We start from the raw sequence: 18,213 nt of genomic DNA, 5'->3' as shown, positions 1-18,213 counted from the left end.
CTAGCCGGTCGAAACGCGTCTGCATAGGCATTGCGCAAAGCTTTGCGGTGCTTGTCGTGTGCCCTTTCGGTGAAGGAGGCGGTCGATTTCAGGCGGTCAGTGGGGGTAGGCGCGCGGTGGCCGCTGCCGGGGCAGTTCGTCGCGGAACTCCTCGATGAGCGAGCTGACCTGCCGGATGAGCGCGGTCCGCTCCAGCCGGTCGAGGTAGAGGTTGCGGCGCGCGAGTCCCGGCGCGTCCACGCAGAAGTACAGAGACATCAGCGGGTTGATGAACAGCTCGCCGCCGCGTGTGCGTTCGGTGAAACGGACGTCTCCGAAGTCCCCGCGCACGGCCGCCGCCACGGAACCGTTGACGATGCTCGGGTGCCCCGGCGTGCACTCCTGGGCGTGGGCCACCGCATCGAGGTACAGCTGCCCCTCGCGGCTCTCGCGCGGCAGGGAGAACGCGCCGAGGTAGGCACCCTCGCGTTCGAGCGCGGCCAGATTCTCCAGGACCAGCGAGTGGTTGACCCCGTGATAGGCGTTGATGCCGAAGCCGAGGCACGCCACCGACCGCATCGGCACCTCGTCGAGCCCGTTCACCGCCGCGAGGCTGACCATGTCCTCCTCCGGCGTACCCAGCCCGTGCTCGTCACCCCGCATCAGGATGTCGGTGCCGCCGTCGACCAGCACGACGGCATCGACACCGCCGAGATGCCCGATCAGCGTGCGGTACGCGTCCCGCAGCGGCTGTACACCGGTCAGGGGGAACGCGTACACCGTGGACGGCATGCCCTGCCGGTCGAGCCAGCGGGCGAGGGACCGCTCGGGGAAGTAGTCGCCCCGAGCCTCCGTGCCGGGGCGTACGGCGGCGACGTCTCGGTCCACCCATACGTCCTGGTCGAGGCCGTACAGGTCGGCGAAGGACAGGTTGGCGAGATGCACCTCCTTGCCGGCCGAGCGCAGGGCGAGGGCCAGCGGCAACCCTGCGTAGATGTCGAAGCCGCCGCCCGCACAGGCGACGAGAATCCGGCGCGCGTCGCGCAGGCGGCTGAAGAACGGGGGTTCGAGGAGAGAGAACACCGAGGGACGCCAGCAGTCCCGTTACGCCATGATGGGCGGGTGGACTTCGAGTCGTACCGGGGCGAGTTGGTGGCGTACTGCTATCGGATGCTGGGCTCCTTCCACGAGGCCGAGGACCTGGTGCAGGAGACGATGCTGCGCGCGTGGAAGGCCCGCGACCGGTACGACCCCGCGCGCGCGTCCGTGCGGACCTGGCTGTACCGCATCGCCACCAACGTGTGCCTCACCGCGCTCGAAGGACGGGCGCGCCGCCCGCTGCCGTCCGGCCTCGGCGCACCGGGCGAGGACCCCGGGACACCGCTCGTCCCGGCGACCGACATCCCCTGGCTGCAGCCGTTTCCCGACACGCGCTACGACGTGGAGGTGCGGGCGGACATGCGGCTCGCCCTCGTCGTCGCCCTGCAGCGGCTGCCTGCTCGGCAGCGGGCGGTGCTCGTGCTCCGCGAGGTGCTGCAGTTCAGCGCCGCCGAGGTCGCCGACCAGCTCGACACCACCGTCGCGGCCGTCAACAGCACACTCCAGCGCGCCCGCGCCGCCCTCACGGACGTCGGCGACGGCGACGCGGTCGCGGAACCGGACGACCCCGAGGCACGCGAGGTGGTCGACCGCTACCTGAGAGCGTTCGAGGCGGCCGACGTCCCCGCCCTGGTACGGCTGCTGGCCGACGCCGTGGTCCTGGAGATGCCGCCGGTCCCGCTCTGGTTCCGGGGGACCGAGCACTACGGCGCGTTCATGCGCCGGGTCTTCGAACTCCGCGGCACGGACTGGTCGTTGAGGCGACTCGTCGCCAACGGGCAGCCCGCGCTCGCCGCGTACGCGCGGGACCCCGACGGCGCGGACCGCCGGCTGCACAGCCTTCAGGTGTTCACAGTCACCGGCGGGCGCATCACCCGCAACGTGGTCTTCACCGATCCGCGGGTTCTTGAGGCTTTCGACCTGCCGCAACGGATTTCCTCGGACTGACCGTATCCGCAGCGATGAGTTCGGCCGACGCCGCCGGTACGTACCGGTGAGCACCGACCGAAAGGACAACCGTCATGAGCGTCATCGTCATTCAGTTCACCACCCTGGACGGGATCGTGTCCGACCCCGACGGGTCCGCCGGCACCCCGAACGGGGGCTGGATGTTGCGCTACGGCCGCGAGGAGATCAGCGGCGACAAGTTCCGGCTGGGCAGCACCCTCGACGAGGGGGTCATGCTGCTCGGCCGCAACACCTGGGAGGCGTTCTCGCGGCTGTGGCCGGGCCGCGACGAGCCGTTCGCCGCACGGATGAACGCAGGGGCGAAACTGGTCGCGTCCCGCACCCTGACCGATGTGTCGGCCTGGGCGAATTCGAGCGTCCTCGACGGCGACCTCGTGGATGCCGTGAAACGCGAGGAGCGGGACGTGATCGTCATCGGCAGCCTGGGCGTCGTACACACGCTGATGGCGGAGGACCTGGTCGACGAGTACCGGCTGATCACCTTCCCCACGATCCTCGGCACCGGCGAACAGCTCTTCCCGGCGGGCGGTCCGCCCGTCCACCTGGAGTGCCAGGAGATCGAGAAGGCGGGACACACCGTGTTCGCGCGGTACGGGAGGGCGACGCGCTGACATGCGCGAGGGGCCCGGCGGTCGTGACCGCCGGGCCCCCGACTTCCACTGTGTGGGAGCGCGGATCAGGCGCCGCTCGCCCTGAGCATGTCCTCACGCTCGACGATCTTCACGCGCTCGCGGCCCTGCGGCTCGCCCAGCGCCTTCTCGGCGGCGTCCAGTCGGTACCAGCCGTCCCAGGTGGTGTACCGGACGTCGCGCTCGGTGAAGAACGCGTCCACGGCCTCCGGGTCGGGCGAAACAGGCGTGTGCAAACGGCCGTTGACGTGGTCGTCGAGCAGGTTGGCGACTGTCTCGTTGGCGTCGCCCTTGGTGTGTCCGATCAGGCCGACCGGGCCGCGCCGGATCCAGCCGGTGACGTACGTCGACTGCAGGTGCTCGCCGGTCTCCTGGATGACCCGGCCGCCCTCGTCCGGGACCGTGCCCGAGTCGATGTCCCAGGGGAGCTTGGGGAGCTTGTCGGAGAGGTAGCCGACCGCGCGGTAGATCGCGGTGACGTCCCAGTCCTTGAACTCGCCGGTGCCCTTGACGTTGCCGGTGCCGTCGAGAGCGGTGCGCTCGGTGCGGAGGCCGACGACCTTGCCGTCCTCGCCGAGGATCTCGGACGGGGACTCGAAGAAGTGCAGGAACAGCTTGTGCGGGCGGTCGCCGACATCGCGGATCGCCCAGTTCTCCAGGGTCTTGGCGACCATGTCGGCCTGCTTGTTGCTGCGCCGGGTGGTGATCGAACCCTCGTCGTAGTCGATGTCCTCGGGGTCGACGATGACCTCGATGTTGGGGGAGTGGTCCAGCTCCCGCAGCTCCATCGGGGAGAACTTCGCCTGCGCCGGGCCGCGGCGGCCGAAGACGTGGACTTCGAGGGCCTTGTTGGCCTTGAGGCCCTCGTGGACGTTCGGCGGGATCTCGGTCGGCAGCAGCTCGTCGCCGGTCTTGGCGAGGATGCGGGCCACGTCGAGAGCCACGTTGCCGACACCGAGAACGGCGACCTTCTCGGCCTCAAGCGGCCAGGTGCGCGGCACGTCCGGGTGGCCGTCGTACCAGGAGACGAAGTCGGCGGCGCCGTAGGAACCGTCCAGGTCGATGCCCGGTATGGACATGTCGCGGTCGGCCGTGGCGCCGGTGGAGAAGACCACCGCGTCGTAGAAGCTGCGCAGGTCGTCGAGGCTGATGTCGGTCGGGTAGTCGATGTTGCCGAAGAGGCGGATCTGCGGCTTGTCCAGGACCTGGTGCAGGGCGGTGATGATGCCCTTGATGCGCGGGTGGTCGGGGGCGACGCCGTACCGGATCAGGCCGAAGGGCGCGGGCATCCGCTCGAAGAGGTCGATGGACACGCCTGGTTCGGCGGCCACCTCGGACTTGAGCAGGGCGTCGGCGGCGTAGATCCCGGCGGGGCCGGCTCCGACGATGGCTACCCGCAGGGGGCGCGGCATGATCAGGTTCCCTTCGAGCGATGACAAGCGACTCGACGGGAAGCCTAAGCTAAGGCATGCCTAAGTCGGTATGCGGGTCCGGTCTATGACCTCATAAGGCCGACTTATGGGGTGGCGAAGGCGGGCGTGCGGTTCGGTTCGGAGTGCTGGGCACGGGGCGACCGGGGTGTGGCGCAGGGGCTCGGGCCGGGGCCCTCAGCCTGCCGGGCGAATGTGCACCACGTCCTGGGCGACCTCGGGCGGTGTGCTGAGCAGCTGGAACATGACCCGGGCGACGGTCGCGGAGGGGAGCGGCTTCATGGCGCCCACCCTGGCCAGATAGCCGTCCGCCTCCCACACCGGTGCGGCGCGCTGCCGGTCCTCGCCGGGGAAGTTCTCGTAGAACGCGCTGTCCGAGATCGAGCCGAGGATCACCAAGGCGACCCGGATGCCGTCGCCGCGCAGTTCCTTGTGCATCGCGGCGGTGAAGCCGTTCAGGCCGTGCTTGCTGGCCGCGTACATCGCCATCAGCGGCATGTGGTCCAGGGTGATCTCGGAGGAGATGTTCAGGATGTCGCCGCCTCCCGCCGCGCGCAGCAGGGGCACCGCCGAGCGGATCGTGTGGATCGGGCCCAGGAGGTTGGTGCCGATACAGGCGTGGATGTCGTCGTCGGCGGTCTCCTCGATGGCGCGGATGCGGGCGACACCGGCGCTGTTGACCAGGATGTCCACCCGCCCGAACCGCTCCTCGATCTGGGCGAACGCCGATCGGACGCTGTCGCCGCCGCTGACGTCGGTCGGGATCGTCAGCACTGCCCCCTCCATCTCCCGCGCGGCTGCCTCCAGCCGGTCGGCGCGCCGGGCGAGCAGGACCACCTGCGCCCCGTTCTCGGCGAGCAACGATCCGACGGCCCGCCCCACGCCGGTCGAACCTCCGCTGATCACGGCGACCTTGCCCTGCATCGTGCCTGCCATGACGGCCTCCCCGGCGAGACGTGGCGAACAAATGAGAGGCTACCTATCGAAATATGAGAACGCCATATCCGTGAAGAGAGATCGTCGATCTGTCGGACGTGGGGCGCCCGGAACCGGCAACAGGGTGCTTCCCTGCGGGAAACGGGGCCGTAATCGCAACGGAGTTTCCTGATGGGAAATCGAGATTCACATCAGGAAACACCTGGATGCCGGGAGCCTCCCATGGCGATGGACACCGCAGCCGCACCGCCCACGACCACCGACCCGGCACCAGCAGCCGACCCCGCACCCGATCTCGCCGCCCAAGTCCGCGCGGACGGCATCGAGTTCGTCCTGGCCGTCTTCGTCGACCTCGCGGGCAAGCCCTGCGCCAAACTCGTCCCAGTCGAGGCGGTCGAAGAACTCCAGTCGGACGGGGTCGGGTTCGCGGGCTACGCCGCCGGCGCGCTCGGCCAGCAGCCCAGCGACCCGGACGTCATCGCGCTCCCGGACCCCGCCTCGTACACCCCGCTGCCCTTCGTGCGCCCCGGCCTCGCCCTCGTGCACTGCGACCCGCACGTCGAGGGCAAACCCTGGCCGTACGCGCCCCGCATCATCCTGCGCGCCGTACTGGCCCGTGCCGCCGAACTCGGACTGTCGCTCGCGGTCGGCGCCGAGATCGAGTACTTCCTCGTCCACCGCGACGAACACGGCACGCTCACCGTCGCCGACAGCCGCGACACCGCCGCCCAACCCTGTTACGACGCCCGCGGGTTGACCCGCATGTACGACCACCTCACCGCCGTATCCAAGGCGATGAACTCCCTAGGCTGGGGCAACTACGCCAACGACCACGAGGACGGCAACGGCCAGTTCGAGCAGAACTTCGCCTACGCCGACGCCCTCACCACCGCCGACCGGGTCATCACCATGCGGTACTTGGTGTCGGTGCTGGCCGAACAGCGGGGCATGACAGCCACGTTCATGCCGAAGCCGTTCACCGACCGCACCGGCTCCGGGATGCACATGCACCTGTCGCTGTGGCGGGGCAGCGAGCCCGCCTTCCCCGACGCCTCCGACGCTCGCGGCCTCGGCCTTTCCCCGCTCGCCTACTCCTTCGTCGGCGGCATCCTCGACCACGCCCGCGCCCTCCAGGCGGTCATCGCGCCCACCGTCAACTCGTACAAGCGCACCGGCGCGGTCTCCACCCGCTCGGGCGCCACCTGGTCGCCCCGCAAGGCCGGTTACGGCGGCAACGACCGGACCCACTTCATCCGCGTCCCCGACGGCAACCGCGTCGAACTGCGCGGCGGCGACGGTTCCGCCAACCCCTACCTCGCGGCAGCCGCGGCCCTGGCCGCAGGGCTCGACGGCATCGAGCGCGCCCTCGACCCCGGTGAACCGGGAGACGCGGCGGCCACCGCGTCCCGCCCCGAACTCCCGCCGACCCTGCTGCACGCCGTGGAGGCACTGGCCGCCGACCCGGTGATCGGCGGCGCCCTCGACGCGGCGGGCCCCGGCGTCAGCGAGTACTTCGGCGAGGTCAAGCGCCAGGAGTTCTTCGACTGGCACGGCACTGTCGGCGCCTGGGAGTTGGACCGCTACCTCACCGCTTTCTGACCCATCCGTTCCTCCGCATTCCTCCTCGTGGGAAGAGAGCCGCATGTGCGGAATCGTCGGGCTCCATCTGCGTGAGCCCTCCCTTGAACCCCGGCTCGGTGAACTGCTCACCGCCATGCTGGGCCAGGTCGTGGAACGCGGCCCCGACTCGGCGGGCGTAGCCGTGTACGGCGACCCGCGGCTGTCACCGCCGGGGCGCGCTGTCGTCTCGCTGCTGGGAGTGACCCTGGAGGAGGCGTCAACCGCCTTGCCGGACGCGGTGGTTGTAGCCGCCGACGCTACGACGGTCGTCCATGCGGAGTCGCCGGTCGCCGAGTTGCTCGCCGCCATCGCGACCGCGCTGCCGCGGGCCACCGTCATCGGCTCGGGGGAGGGGTTCGCCGTCCTCAAGGGCACCGGAAATCCCGTCGAGTTGGCCGAGTCGTTCGGGCTCGCCGGAGTGACCGGCCACCAGGGCGTCGGTCACACCCGGATGGCCACCGAGTCGGCCGTCACCTCCGAGGGTGCGCATCCCTTCTCCGTCGGGCCCGGTCAATGCCTGGTCCACAACGGGTCGTTCGCCAACCACGCCACCATCCGGCGCGAACTCCGCGCCCAGGGCGTCGAGTTCGACAGCGAGAACGACTCCGAGGTCGGTGCCCGCTTCGTCGCCCACCACCTCGCCCGGGGCGCCGACCTGGAGAAGGCGCTGCGGCTGCTGTGCGAGCGCTTCGACGGCTTCTACACGCTGCTGGTCTCCACCACCGACTCCTTCGCGGTGGTCCGTGACGCCATCGCCTGCAAGCCCGCTCTTGTTGCCGAGACCGATGCCTGGGTGGCGATGGCTTCCGAGTACCGCGCCCTGGACGTCCTGCCGGGTATCGAGCACGCCCGCATCTTCGAACCCGAGCCGGAAGAGGTGTACGTATGGCAGCGCTGACCGGGGCGGAAGTCGTCGACCTCGCGGCCTCCACCGTCCGCGACCTCAACCAGGCGCTTCACGCTCCCCAACCAGCCGCATCCTGGCGGGTGTTGAACCCCCGAGGTGCCCACAGCGTCGCCTGCGGTCTCAAGGACGAGGTGACCGTCGACATCGAGGGCCACGTCGGCTACTACTGCGCCGGCATGAACCAGCGCGCCACGGTCACCGTGCACGGCAACGCCGGTGTCGGCGTCGCCGAGAACATGATGTCCGGCACGGTCCGGGTACGCGGCGACGCCTCCCAGTCCGCCGGGGCCACCGCACACGGCGGACTCCTCGTCATCGAGGGCAACTCGGCCGCCCGGTGCGGGATTTCGATGAAGGGCGTCGACATCGTCGTCGGCGGGAACGTCGGCCACATGAGCGCCTTCATGGGGCAGGCGGGCCGACTGGTGGTCTGCGGCGACGCGGGTGACGCCCTCGGCGACTCCCTCTACGAGGCCCGTATCTACGTCAAGGGCACGGTCAAGTCCCTCGGCGCGGACTGCGTGGAGAAGGAGCTGCGGGACGAACACCTCACGGAACTTGCCGAGTTGCTGAAGGCGGCGGAGTGCGACGCGGACCCGGCCGACTTCCGACGCTACGGCTCGGCCCGGCAGCTGTACCACTTCAAGGTCGACAACTCGACGGCGTACTGAGGGAGTTGCAACATTCATGGACTTCGCATCGCACGGCCTGCGCGAGTCGGCCACCTTCGACCGCGCCACCATCCACGCGATCCAACGGGCCGCCGCAACCGGGGTCTACGACATCCGTGGCTGGGGCGCCAAACGCCCCCTCCCGCACTTCGACGACCTGCTCTTCCTCGGCGCCAGCATGTCCCGCTACCCGCTTGAGGGTTACCGCGAGCGCTGCGACACCGACGTCGTCCTCGGCACCCGCAACGCCAAGTACCCGTTGCACCTGGACATCCCGGTCACCGTCGCCGGCATGAGCTTCGGCGCCCTGTCCGCGAACGCCAAGGAAGCGCTGGGGCGTGGGGCGAGCGCGGCCGGCACCTCCACCACCACCGGCGACGGCGGTATGACCCCGGAGGAACGCGGCCAGTCCAAGCACCTCGTGTACCAGTACCTGCCGTCCCGCTACGGCATGAACCCCGACGACCTCCGGAAGGCCGACGCCATCGAAGTGGTCCTCGGCCAGGGCGCCAAGCCCGGCGGCGGAGGCATGCTGCTCGGCCAGAAGATCACCGACCGGGTCGCCGGGATGCGCACCCTGCCGGTCGGCGTGGACCAGCGCAGCGCCTGCCGTCACCCCGACTGGACCGGTCCCGACGACCTCACCATCAAGATCGGCGAACTGCGCGAGATCACCGACTGGGAGAAGCCGATCTACGTCAAGGTCGGCGCCACGCGCACCTATTACGACGTGAAGCTCGCCGTCCACGCGGGCGCCGACGTCGTGGTCGTCGACGGCATGCAGGGCGGTACCGCGGCCACCCAGGAGGTGTTCATCGAGCACGTCGGCATCCCCACCCTTGCCGCGATTCCCCAGGCGGTGCAGGCACTTCGGGAACTCGGCGTCCACCGCGAGGTGCAGCTCATCGTGTCCGGCGGCATCCGCACCGGCGCCGACGTCGCCAAGGCCATCGCGCTCGGCGCTGACGCCGTCGCCATCGGCACCGCAGCCCTGATCGCCCTCGGCGACAACCACCCCCGGCACGACGCCGAGTACCGTCAACTCGGTTCCGCAGCAGGCTACTTCGACGACTTCCAGGACGGCCGTGACCCGGCCGGCATCTCCACCCAGGACGAGGAACTCGCCGCCCGCCTGGACCCGGTCGAGGGCGGACGCCGACTCGCCAACTACCTCCGCGTCCTCACCATGGAGGCCCAGACCCTCGCCCGCGCCTGCGGCAAGGCCCACCTCCACCACCTGGAACCCGAAGACCTCGTCGCCCTGACCATCGAGTCCGCCGCCATGGCCCGCGTCCCTCTCGCCGGCACCGACTGGATACCAGGCACTTCCGGAGCCGCCCTGTGATCGCCGTCGTAGGAGCAGGCCTGATGGGCGCGGCCACGGCCTGGCAACTCGCCCGGCAGGGCCACGAGGTCACGATCGTCGAGGCGTACGACATCGGCCACAAGTACGGCAGCTCCCACGGCAGTTCGCGCATCTACCGCCGCGCCTACGCCGACCCCCTCTATGTCCGCCTGACCGGCGAGGCCCGCGAACTCTGGCAGGAACTGGAGCATGACACAGGCGCCCAACTGCTCTGTCCCACCGGCGGCTTGGACTTCGGCGCGGGCCGCGACGCGGAGGGCATCGCGGGCCTCCTGGCCGCAGCCGCCGTACCGCACGAACTGCTGACCGCGACCGAAGCAACCGGCCGTTGGCCGCAGTTCCGCTTCGACGGCCCCGTGCTCCACCACCCGGACGCGGGCACCGTCGACGCCGACGCGACGGTGGCCGCCGCGGTACGGCGGGCCGCCGAACTGGGCGCCCGTGTACGCACCGGCGTCCGCGTCACCGGCGCGGACATCCGCGAGGACGGCCGCGTGACGCTGCGCACGGACGGCCCCAGCCTCGTCGCCGACACGGTCGTGGTCGCGTCCGGCGCCTGGCTGCCCCAACTCGCCGCCCCGCTCGGCATTTCCGAGCCCCTGCCACCCCTCCGGGTGACCCAGCAGCAGGTCTTCCACTTTCGCCGCCGCGACCCGTCGGCGAACTGGCCCGTCTTCGTCCACAAGGACGAACTGAACCTCTACGGCCTCCCCTCCGGCAGCGACGCCGGCCCGCTCCCGGCGCTCAAGGTCGCTCAGCACGACGAAGGCACCCCCACCACCGCGGACACCCGGACCGGCACCATCGACCCCGCCTCGCGCCACAAGGTCACCGAGTGGGTGGCACGCACTCTGCCGGGCCTCGACCCCACCCCCGTCGCCGAGGCCAGCTGCCTCTACACCACCACCCCCGACGAGGACTTCGTCCTCGACCGGACAGGCCCCTTCGTCGTCGTCTCCCCGTGCTCGGGCCACGGCGCCAAGTTCACCCCCCTGATCGGCAGGATGGCCGCCGACCTCGCCCTGGGCCGCACCGAGCCCCACCCGCGCTTCGCCCTGAGCCGTTGACCACCGACCCGCAACTCCCGGCAAACACGGGCCCATCAGGCAGAATGACCGGCATGGGCACCGACCACGACCAGGCAGCCGCGCTGCCCGACCGGGAGATCACCCCCGAACAGGCCGACGGGCCAGTGGACTTGGAGACCGCCATCGCCCGCCAGGTACGCCGCTACCGGATCGCGGCCGGACTGTCGGTGGCGGAGATGGCGGCCCGGGTCGGCATCTCGAAAGCGATGCTCTCCAAGATCGAGAACGCGCACACCTCGTGCAGCCTCACCACCCTCGGCCGCCTCGCCACCGGCCTGAACGTGCCCGTCACCGCCCTCTTCCGCGGCGTCGACACCGAACGCGAGGCCGTCTACGTCCCCTCCGGCCACGGCGCCCAGATCGTCCGCCGCGGCAGCCGGGTCGGCCACCTCTACGAACTCCTCGGCGCCCTCCGCGGCCCGCACAAGCGCATGGAAGCCGTCCTGGTCACCCTCACCGAGTCCAGCGAGGTCTTCCCCCTCTTCCAGCACCCCGGCACCGAACTGCTCTACATGCTCGAAGGCGTCATGCTCTACGGCCACGGGGAGGCGGCTTACACCATGCGCCCCGGCGACGCCCTCCAGCTCGACGGCGAGGGCGCGCACGGCCCCCAGGAACTGATCGAACTCCCCATCCGCTTCTTGTCCGTCACCGCCTACGGCGACCACACAGGGGACTGAGCCACCTCCGCCCGGACCGCGGTCGGGCGACGGCGATGTGCGGATCAGGTGTTCCGTGGACAGGTGGGAACCATGGACTCGGCAAGAGACTGGACCGTCACTCCCCTCACCCCGGACCTCCTGCGCGGTGCGCTCGACCTGGAGCGCACCGAGCACGGGCTGCTGCCGCACCGGCTGCCCGCCCGGGCCCGCGCCCAGTGCGCCGACGGGCAGCTGGCGATGGCGGAGTCCCAGCCCTCGGGCATACGGCTGGTGTTCCGCACCCGGGCCACCGCCGTAGAGCTGGACACACTGCGCACCAAGACGGCCTACCAAGGCGTCCCGACCGGCCCGGACGGCGTGTACGACCTGCTCGTCGACGGGCGGCTCGCCGGCCGGGCCAGCGTGACCGGGGGCAACGTCCTGATGGTGGACATGACGACCTGGTCCGTGGAGAACCGGCCCGGCCCGGTCGGCACCGTCCGTTTCACCGGCCTGCCCGACCGGGAGAAGGACGTCGAGATCTGGCTGCCGTACAACGAGATGACGCACCTGGTGGCCCTGCGCACCGACGCCCCCGTCGAGCCCGTACCGGACCGGGGCCGCAGGGTGTGGCTGCATCACGGCAGTTCCATCAGCCACGGCTCGTTCGCCGCGAGTCCCACCACGACGTGGCCGGCGCTCGCCGCCACCCTGGGCGGGGTGGAGCTGATCAACCTCGGTCTCGGCGGCAACGCCCTGCTCGACCCGTTCACCGCCCGCACCCTGCGGGACACCACCGCGGACCTGCTCAGCGTCAAGATCGGCATCAACCTGGTCAACGCCGACGTGATGCGACTACGCGCCTTCGGCCCAGCCGTGCACGGCTTTCTCGACACCGTCCGAGAAGGGCATCCGACCACTCCGCTGCTGGTCGTCTCGCCCATCCTGTGCCCGATGCACGAGGACACCCCGGGACCCTGTGTCCTCGACTTCGCCGCTCTCGGCGAGGGGAAACTGGAGTTCTGCGCCCTCGGCGACCCCGCCGAACGGGCCGCGGGCAAGCTCACCCTCAACGTCATCCGCGACGCACTGGCCCGCATCGTCGGGCAACGCGCGGCGGACGATCCCCACCTCCACCACCTCGACGGCCGCGAACTCTACGGCGAGCAGGACTTCGCCGAACTGCCCCTGCCCGACCGGCTCCACCCGGACGCCGAGACACACCGCCGCATCGCCGAACGCTTCGCCGCGCTGGCCTTCGCCACGGACGGACCGTTCAGCCTCCGGGCATGAGCGGCGGCGCCGGTCTGGTCGCGGGCCCGTCCGCTCGCTAGGCTGCGCGGCAGCACAGGGATCGTCAACGCGTCGGAGGCCGGGGTAGCGCGTCTCTCCGACGTGTCATGGGAGACGCCGATGGCGTACCGATCCCTGTTCCGTGTTCCCGGTGCCGGATTCTTCCCGCTCGGTTTTCTGGCCCGGCTGCCCTACGCCACCTCGTCCCTCGCGACACTCGTCCTCGTCCACGCGGCCTCCGGCAGTTACGCCTTCGCCGGCCTCGCCGCGGCGGCCCAGGGCAGCGCCAACGCGCTCGGCGCCCCGATCGCCGGAGCCCTGGCCGACCGCCATGGTCACCGCCTCGTCGGGACGGTCACCGCACTCACCAACGCCGTCGCCCTGACCGGCCTCGTCGCGGCAAGCCGTACCGGCCGCGCGAGCATGATCGTCGCGGCGTCACTGGCCGGACTCACCCAACCGCCGGTCGGCCCCCTCGTCCGCGTGCACTGGTCACGGCTGCTCCACGCCCGCGCCCGGCCCGACCTCATCCCCACCGCCCTCTCGTACGAGGCGACCGCGGACGAGATCAGCTTCGTCGCCGGACCCGCGATCGTCGGACTGCTCACCTCCCTGGGACCGACGGCACCGACCATGGCGGCCGTCGCCCTCCTCGTCCTGGCCACCCTGCCCTTCGCCCTGTCCCTCGCCCCCGGCGGAGCCGAACACCGACCGGCACCCGGCGCACCGCGAACTCCCCTGCCACGACTGCCACTTGCCGCCATGTTCCTCGCCATGGCAGCGATGGGCACGGTGTTCGGTGCCGTACAGACGGGCGTCACCGCCTACGCCGACGACAGCGGGCAGCCCGGCAGCGCCGGACTCCTCTACGCCGTCTTCGGTATCGGCAGTGCCCTGGCCGGCGCCGCCTGCGCCTGGCTCCCCGCACGCTTCACTCCGAGCGGCCGGTACGTGACCTTCGCGGCGACCCTGCTGCTGGGCACGATCACCCTGGTCGCCGGGGACAGGCTGCACGCCGTCCCCGCGGCCATGGCCGTCGCGGGCGTGACCGTGGCCCCCTACCTGATCAGCCTCTACGCCCTCACCGAACGACTCGCACCCGCCGACCGCGCGACCGTCGCCCTGACGATCCTGTGCGCGGGCGGACCGCTCGGCACCGCGACCGGGCAGGTGGTGGCCGGACACCTCGCCGACAGCCACGGCAGCGCCGGAGCCTTCCTGGTGGCGCCGATCGCTGCGACGGCCGCTCTGCTCCTCGCCGTTGCGGTGTTCCTGACGGACACCGACGCCCTCCGCCCGGCTGTTCGTGTTGCCGTCGGGTCCGGGACACCCGAGTCTGGGGGAATGGGTCGGGCCAAGGGGAGGACGGGCGATGGGGACGAGCGCTGAAACACCGGACGCCGAGCGGCGACGGCTGGCCGAGGCCGACGACTCCGGGGCGCCCTGGCGCCGTTGGGGTCCTTATCTGAGCGAGCGCCAGTGGGGGACCGTACGGGAGGACTACAGCCAGGGCGGCGACGCCTGGTCGTACTTCACCCACGACCAGGCACGCTCCCGCGCCTACCGCTGGGGCGAGGACGGCATCGCCGGTGTCAGCGACGGCAAACAGCGACTGTGCTTCGCGCTCGCCCTGTGGAACGGCCGCGACCCGATCCTCAAGGAGAGGATGTTCGGCCTCACCAACGCCGAGGGAAACCACGGCGAGGACGTCAAGGAGTACTACTTCTACCTCGACAGCACACCCACGCACTCGTACATGAAGTACCTCTACAAATACCCGCAGTCGGAGTTCCCCTACGAGGACCTCAAGGCCACCAACCGGGCCCGGGGACGCGGTGACTTCGAGTACGAACTCCTCGACACCGGCATCTTCGACGAGGACCGCTACTTCGACGTGTTCGTCGAGTACGCCAAGGCCGGCCCCGAGGACCTGCTGATCGAGATCACCGCGCACAACCGCGGCCCCGACGAGGCACCTCTGCACCTCCTGCCGACCCTGTGGTTCCGGCACACCTGGTCCTGGGCGGGTGGGACCGCCGTCCCGTCCATCCGCCAGGAACCGAGCGGCCCGCTCCGCGCCGACCACGAGGAACTGGGCCCGCGCTGGCTGTACTGCGACGCGGACGCGCAGACCCTGTTCACCGAGAACGACACCAACAACGAGAAGATCTTCGGCAGTTCGAACACCTCCCCGTACGTCAAGGACGGCATCGACCGGTACGTCGTCGGAGGCGAGACCGGAGCCGTCAACCCCGAACAGACCGGCACCAAGGCCGCCGTCCACCACGTCCTCACCATCCCCGGCGGTCAGAGCGCCACCGTCCGCCTACGCCTCACCGCCACCGAACTACCGGACTGGACCGGCGACTTCGACACCGTGATGGCCCAACGCCGCACGGAGGCCGATGAGTTCTACGACGGCATCACCTCCGCAGACACGCCGGTCGACGAACGGCGGCTGGTCCGGCAGGCGTTGGCAGGCATGCTGTGGAGCAAGCAGTACTACTACCTCGACGTCGAGCGCTGGCTCTCCGAGCACGGCGTCGACCCGCTCGCCTCCGACCCCCGGGTGCGGAACAGCAACTGGTACCACATGGTCAACGACGAGATCATGTCGATGCCGGACACCTGGGAGTACCCGTGGTTCGCGGCCTGGGACCTCGCCTTCCACACCGTCGCCCTGTCGATGATCGATCTCACCTTCGCCAAGAGCCAGTTGGACCTGCTGCTGCGCCGCCTCTACCTCCATCCCAACGGCCAGATCCCGGCGTACGAATGGAACTTCGGCGACGTCAACCCGCCCGTGCACGCCTGGGCCACCCTGTTCCTCTACGAGTTGGAGAAGCACCGCACCGGCAAGGGCGACCGCGCCTTCCTGGAGAACGCCTTCCAGAAGCTGATGAAGAACTTCAGCTGGTGGCTCAACCGCAAGGACACCGACGGCAACAACGTCTTCCAGGGCGGCTTCCTCGGCCTCGACAACATCGGCGTCTTCGACCGCAGCGCCCCGCTCCCCACCGGCGGCCACCTCGACCAGGCGGACGGCACCGCGTGGATGGCGCTGTACTGCCAGAACCTCCTTGAGATCGCCATAGAGCTGGCCGTCGACAACCCCGTCTACATCGAGCAGGCGCAGTCCCTCTTCGAGCACTTCGCGTGGATCGCCGTCGCCATGAACCGCATCGGCGCCGACAACGCGAGCCTGTGGGACGAGGAGGACGGCTTCTTCTACGACGTGCTGCGACTGCCCGACGGCACGGCGACCCGCCTCAAGGTGCGCTCCCTCGTCGGACTGATCCCCCTCGCGGCCACCAGCCTGGTCGGCGGCTGGGCCGACCAGCGCTTCCCCGAACTGGTCGCGGGAGCACGGGAGTTCCTCGAACGCCATCCGGCGGTGGAGGCCACCATCTCCTCGCACGAGGCGCTGGGCCCGAACGCCGACGGCCGCTATCTGTTCGCCCTGTTCGGCGAGGACCGGCTGCGGCGCATCCTGTCCCGGATGCTCGACGAGAACGAGTTCCTCGGTCCGCATGGCATCCGTTCCCTCTCCCGTTTCCACGCCGAACACCCGTACACCTTCGAGGTGCACGGGGAGACGTACGGCGTCGGCTATCTGCCCGCCGAGTCCGACTCCGGGATGTTCGGCGGCAACTCCAACTGGCGCGGCCCCGTGTGGTTCCCGGTCAACCTGCTCCTGATCCGCGCCCTCCTCAACCTGCACGCCTTCCACGGCAGCGACTTCACCGTCGAGTGCCCCACCGGATCCGGCCGCCAGCTCACCCTCTACGAGGTCGCCCGCGAGATCTCCGACCGGCTCACCGCCACCTTCCTCAGCGACGCCGACGGACACCGCCCGGTGCACGGCGCCCAGGCCAAGTTCGCCAAGGACCCGCACTGGAAGGACCTGATCCTCTTCTACGAGTACTTCCACGGCGACAACGGCGCCGGCCTCGGCGCTTCCCACCAGACCGGCTGGACCGGCCTGTCCGCGGTCACCGCCACCCTCTTCCACATGCTCGGCGACGAGGAGTGGTCGGCAAGGGGCCGCGAGAGCCTGCGCCCCACCGGCGACCGAGAGGAGCCGCTGTCATGACTGCCTGGCCCGAGCACCCGGTGATCTACGAGATCAACACCCTGATCTGGCTGGGGGAGTTGAGCAGCCGCTACGGCCGCCCCGTCACCCTCGGCGAGGTGCCCGCGGCGGCCTGGGACGAGGTCGCGCTCCCGGGCGTCGACGCCGTCTGGCTGATGGGCGTGTGGGAACGCAGCCCGGCCGGACTGGAGATCGCGCTGCGCGACTCCTCGCTCCAGGCGTCGTTCCGCGCGGCACTGCCCGACCTCCGCCCGCAGGACGTGGCCGGATCGCCGTACTGCGTCCGCAACTATGTCGTGGACGCATCCCTCGGCGGCCCGGAGGGACTGGCCGCGGCCCGCGCCCAACTGGCCGACCGCGGCGTCCGGTTGATCCTCGACTACGTCCCCAACCACGTCGCCCCCGACCACCCCTGGCTGACCGAACGCCCCGACTGTCTGGTCCAGGGCACCCCGGACGACCTGGCCCGCGACCCCGCCGCCTTCCTGGAAGCCGGCGGCAAGGTCTTCGCCCGAGGTCGCGACCCCTACTTCGCGCCCTGGCCGGACGTCGTCCAACTCAACGCCTTCAGCGACGAGTTGCGTACGGCGGCCGTCGACACCCTCGCCTCAATCGGCGACCAGGCGGACGGCGTGCGCTGCGACATGGCCATGCTGCTGATGACCGACGTCTTCGCGAAGACCTGGGGCGAACGCGCGGGCACTGCACCGGCCGAGGACTTCTGGCCGTACGCCATCCCGAAGGTCCGCGAGCGCCACCCCGACTTCCTCTTCGTCGCCGAGGCCTACTGGGACCTCGAATGGGCCCTGCAGCAACAGGGGTTCGACCACTGCTACGACAAACGCCTCTACGACCGGCTGCTGCACGAGGGCGCCGATTCGGTGCGCGGCCATCTTCAGGCCGACCTCCGCTACCAGCGCGGCCTGGTCCGCTTCCTGGAGAACCACGACGAACCCCGGGCCGCCGCCACCCTGTCGCCCGAACGGGAACGCGCGGCGGCGGTCACCATCGCGACCCTGCCCGGCGCGACGCTCTGGCACGAGGGCCAGTTCGAGGGACGCAAGGTGCGGCCACCGGTCTTCCTCTCCCGTCGGCCGGAGGAGCCCGTCGACAAGGAACTCCTCGCGTTCTACCACCAGTTGCTCGCCGCGATCGGCTCCTCCGGCATGCGCACAGGAGGGGAGTGGCAGCTGCTCGACTGCACGGGCTGGCCGGACAACCCCACCCACGAGAACCTGATCGCGTGGTCCTGGACCACCGATTCCAGCCGTCACCTCGTCGTCGTGAACCTTTCCGAGCAACCTGCCCAGGGCCGGGTCCGCCTCCCGTGGTCCGACCTGCGCGGCGGCCCCCGCCAACTCACCGAACTGCTCACCGAGGTGACCTACGACCGGGACGGCGACGAACTGGTCGACCCCGGCCTCTACGTCGAGTTGGAGGGGCTGCGCTGGCATCTGGTTGCGGTGATGTCCTGATCTTGACATGTGGTCAAG

The 18,213-nt window shown here is 70.2% G+C and carries 15 protein-coding genes; 12 read left to right on the top strand and 3 right to left on the bottom strand.

Annotated features, from left to right (window positions below; all coding sequences use genetic code 11):
* Window positions 1-96 precede the first annotated feature (96 nt).
* Complete coding sequence (locus AB0I69_RS23310) at window positions 97-1,008, bottom strand: DUF1152 domain-containing protein (RefSeq protein WP_363097914.1); 912 nt, start codon at window positions 1,006-1,008, stop codon at window positions 97-99.
* On the opposite strand from AB0I69_RS23310, the gene AB0I69_RS23305 reads away from it, so the two are divergent.
* Both AB0I69_RS23305 and AB0I69_RS23300 read left to right on the top strand, forming a co-directional pair.
* Window positions 919-2,025, top strand: a complete 1,107-nt coding sequence (locus AB0I69_RS23305; RefSeq protein ID WP_363097573.1) for a sigma-70 family RNA polymerase sigma factor — start codon at window positions 919-921, stop codon at window positions 2,023-2,025. The genes AB0I69_RS23310 and AB0I69_RS23305 overlap by 90 nt on opposite strands.
* 74 nt (window positions 2,026-2,099) lie before the next feature.
* Window positions 2,100-2,657 carry a dihydrofolate reductase family protein gene (locus AB0I69_RS23300; RefSeq protein ID WP_363097572.1) on the top strand — a complete coding sequence of 186 codons (558 nt, stop codon included), beginning with the start codon at window positions 2,100-2,102 and terminating at the stop codon, window positions 2,655-2,657.
* A gap of 65 nt (window positions 2,658-2,722) precedes the next feature.
* On the opposite strand, the gene AB0I69_RS23295 is transcribed toward AB0I69_RS23300, so the two are convergent.
* Together AB0I69_RS23295 and AB0I69_RS23290 are read right to left on the bottom strand one after the other, a co-directional pair.
* Window positions 2,723-4,087: an FAD-dependent oxidoreductase gene (locus AB0I69_RS23295; RefSeq protein ID WP_363097571.1), complete on the bottom strand. Its 1,365-nt coding sequence runs from the start codon at window positions 4,085-4,087 to the stop codon at window positions 2,723-2,725.
* Between the two features lie 195 nt (window positions 4,088-4,282).
* Window positions 4,283-5,041: an SDR family oxidoreductase gene (locus AB0I69_RS23290; protein WP_363097570.1), complete on the bottom strand. Its 759-nt coding sequence runs from the start codon at window positions 5,039-5,041 to the stop codon at window positions 4,283-4,285.
* 222 nt (window positions 5,042-5,263) lie between these two features.
* Here AB0I69_RS23290 and glnT point away from each other — a divergent pair, with 222 nt between their 5' ends.
* The 10 genes from glnT (at window position 5,264) to AB0I69_RS23240 (ending at window position 18,195) form a co-directional block, all read left to right on the top strand.
* Window positions 5,264-6,640, top strand: coding sequence for a type III glutamate--ammonia ligase (gene glnT, locus AB0I69_RS23285; protein ID WP_363097569.1), 1,377 nt, complete (start codon window positions 5,264-5,266; stop codon window positions 6,638-6,640).
* A 43-nt stretch (window positions 6,641-6,683) separates the two neighbouring features.
* On the top strand, window positions 6,684-7,559 hold the full coding sequence (locus AB0I69_RS23280; RefSeq protein WP_363097568.1) for a glutamine amidotransferase: 876 nt from the start codon (window positions 6,684-6,686) through the stop codon (window positions 7,557-7,559).
* A complete protein-coding gene (locus tag AB0I69_RS23275) occupies window positions 7,547-8,239 on the top strand; it encodes a glutamate synthase (RefSeq protein WP_363097567.1) in 693 nt (230 codons plus the stop codon). Before AB0I69_RS23280 ends, AB0I69_RS23275 begins: the two co-directional genes overlap by 13 nt.
* A gap of 16 nt (window positions 8,240-8,255) precedes the next feature.
* Window positions 8,256-9,584, top strand: coding sequence for an FMN-binding glutamate synthase family protein (locus AB0I69_RS23270; RefSeq protein WP_363097566.1), 1,329 nt, complete (start codon window positions 8,256-8,258; stop codon window positions 9,582-9,584).
* On the top strand, window positions 9,581-10,672 hold the full coding sequence (locus tag AB0I69_RS23265) for an FAD-dependent oxidoreductase (protein WP_363097565.1): 1,092 nt from the start codon (window positions 9,581-9,583) through the stop codon (window positions 10,670-10,672). The genes AB0I69_RS23270 and AB0I69_RS23265 overlap by 4 nt, the downstream gene beginning before the upstream one ends.
* Before the next feature lie 53 nt (window positions 10,673-10,725).
* The gene (locus AB0I69_RS23260) at window positions 10,726-11,373 is read left to right on the top strand and encodes an XRE family transcriptional regulator (protein WP_363097564.1); all 648 of its coding nucleotides are present in this window, start codon (window positions 10,726-10,728) and stop codon (window positions 11,371-11,373) included.
* Window positions 11,374-11,445: 72 nt separating this feature from the next.
* Window positions 11,446-12,627, top strand: coding sequence for a GDSL-type esterase/lipase family protein (locus tag AB0I69_RS23255; RefSeq protein ID WP_363097563.1), 1,182 nt, complete (start codon window positions 11,446-11,448; stop codon window positions 12,625-12,627).
* 120 nt (window positions 12,628-12,747) lie between these two features.
* Window positions 12,748-14,016, top strand: coding sequence for an MFS transporter (locus tag AB0I69_RS23250; protein ID WP_363097562.1), 1,269 nt, complete (start codon window positions 12,748-12,750; stop codon window positions 14,014-14,016).
* On the top strand, window positions 14,000-16,720 hold the full coding sequence (locus AB0I69_RS23245; protein WP_363097561.1) for a glucosidase: 2,721 nt from the start codon (window positions 14,000-14,002) through the stop codon (window positions 16,718-16,720). The genes AB0I69_RS23250 and AB0I69_RS23245 overlap by 17 nt, the downstream gene beginning before the upstream one ends.
* Window positions 16,717-18,195, top strand: coding sequence for an alpha-amylase family glycosyl hydrolase (locus AB0I69_RS23240; protein WP_363097560.1), 1,479 nt, complete (start codon window positions 16,717-16,719; stop codon window positions 18,193-18,195). Before AB0I69_RS23245 ends, AB0I69_RS23240 begins: the two co-directional genes overlap by 4 nt.
* Window positions 18,196-18,213 lie beyond the last annotated feature (18 nt).

Source organism: Streptomyces sp. NPDC050508, assembly GCF_040655155.1.
Lineage (GTDB): Bacteria > Actinomycetota > Actinomycetes > Streptomycetales > Streptomycetaceae > Streptomyces.
The sequence above is the reverse complement of the archived record's forward strand: the minus strand, read 5'-3'. Positions and strand labels throughout refer to the sequence as shown.

Bases quoted from the DNA above. Each gene is read 5' to 3' on its own strand.
- AB0I69_RS23305 (WP_363097573.1), top strand. From the start codon at position 919: ATGCACCTCCTTGCCGGCCGAGCGCAGGGCGAGGGCCAGCGGCAACCC.
- AB0I69_RS23300 (WP_363097572.1), top strand. From the start codon at position 2,100: ATGAGCGTCATCGTCATTCAGTTCACCACCCTGGACGGGATCGTGTCC.
- AB0I69_RS23295 (WP_363097571.1), bottom strand. From the start codon at position 4,087: ATGCCGCGCCCCCTGCGGGTAGCCATCGTCGGAGCCGGCCCCGCCGGG.
- AB0I69_RS23290 (WP_363097570.1), bottom strand. From the start codon at position 5,041: ATGGCAGGCACGATGCAGGGCAAGGTCGCCGTGATCAGCGGAGGTTCG.
- glnT (WP_363097569.1), top strand. From the start codon at position 5,264: ATGGCGATGGACACCGCAGCCGCACCGCCCACGACCACCGACCCGGCA.
- AB0I69_RS23280 (WP_363097568.1), top strand. From the start codon at position 6,684: ATGTGCGGAATCGTCGGGCTCCATCTGCGTGAGCCCTCCCTTGAACCC.
- AB0I69_RS23275 (WP_363097567.1), top strand. From the start codon at position 7,547: ATGGCAGCGCTGACCGGGGCGGAAGTCGTCGACCTCGCGGCCTCCACC.
- AB0I69_RS23270 (WP_363097566.1), top strand. From the start codon at position 8,256: ATGGACTTCGCATCGCACGGCCTGCGCGAGTCGGCCACCTTCGACCGC.
- AB0I69_RS23260 (WP_363097564.1), top strand. From the start codon at position 10,726: ATGGGCACCGACCACGACCAGGCAGCCGCGCTGCCCGACCGGGAGATC.
- AB0I69_RS23255 (WP_363097563.1), top strand. From the start codon at position 11,446: ATGGACTCGGCAAGAGACTGGACCGTCACTCCCCTCACCCCGGACCTC.
- AB0I69_RS23250 (WP_363097562.1), top strand. From the start codon at position 12,748: ATGGCGTACCGATCCCTGTTCCGTGTTCCCGGTGCCGGATTCTTCCCG.
- AB0I69_RS23245 (WP_363097561.1), top strand. From the start codon at position 14,000: ATGGGGACGAGCGCTGAAACACCGGACGCCGAGCGGCGACGGCTGGCC.
- AB0I69_RS23240 (WP_363097560.1), top strand. From the start codon at position 16,717: ATGACTGCCTGGCCCGAGCACCCGGTGATCTACGAGATCAACACCCTG.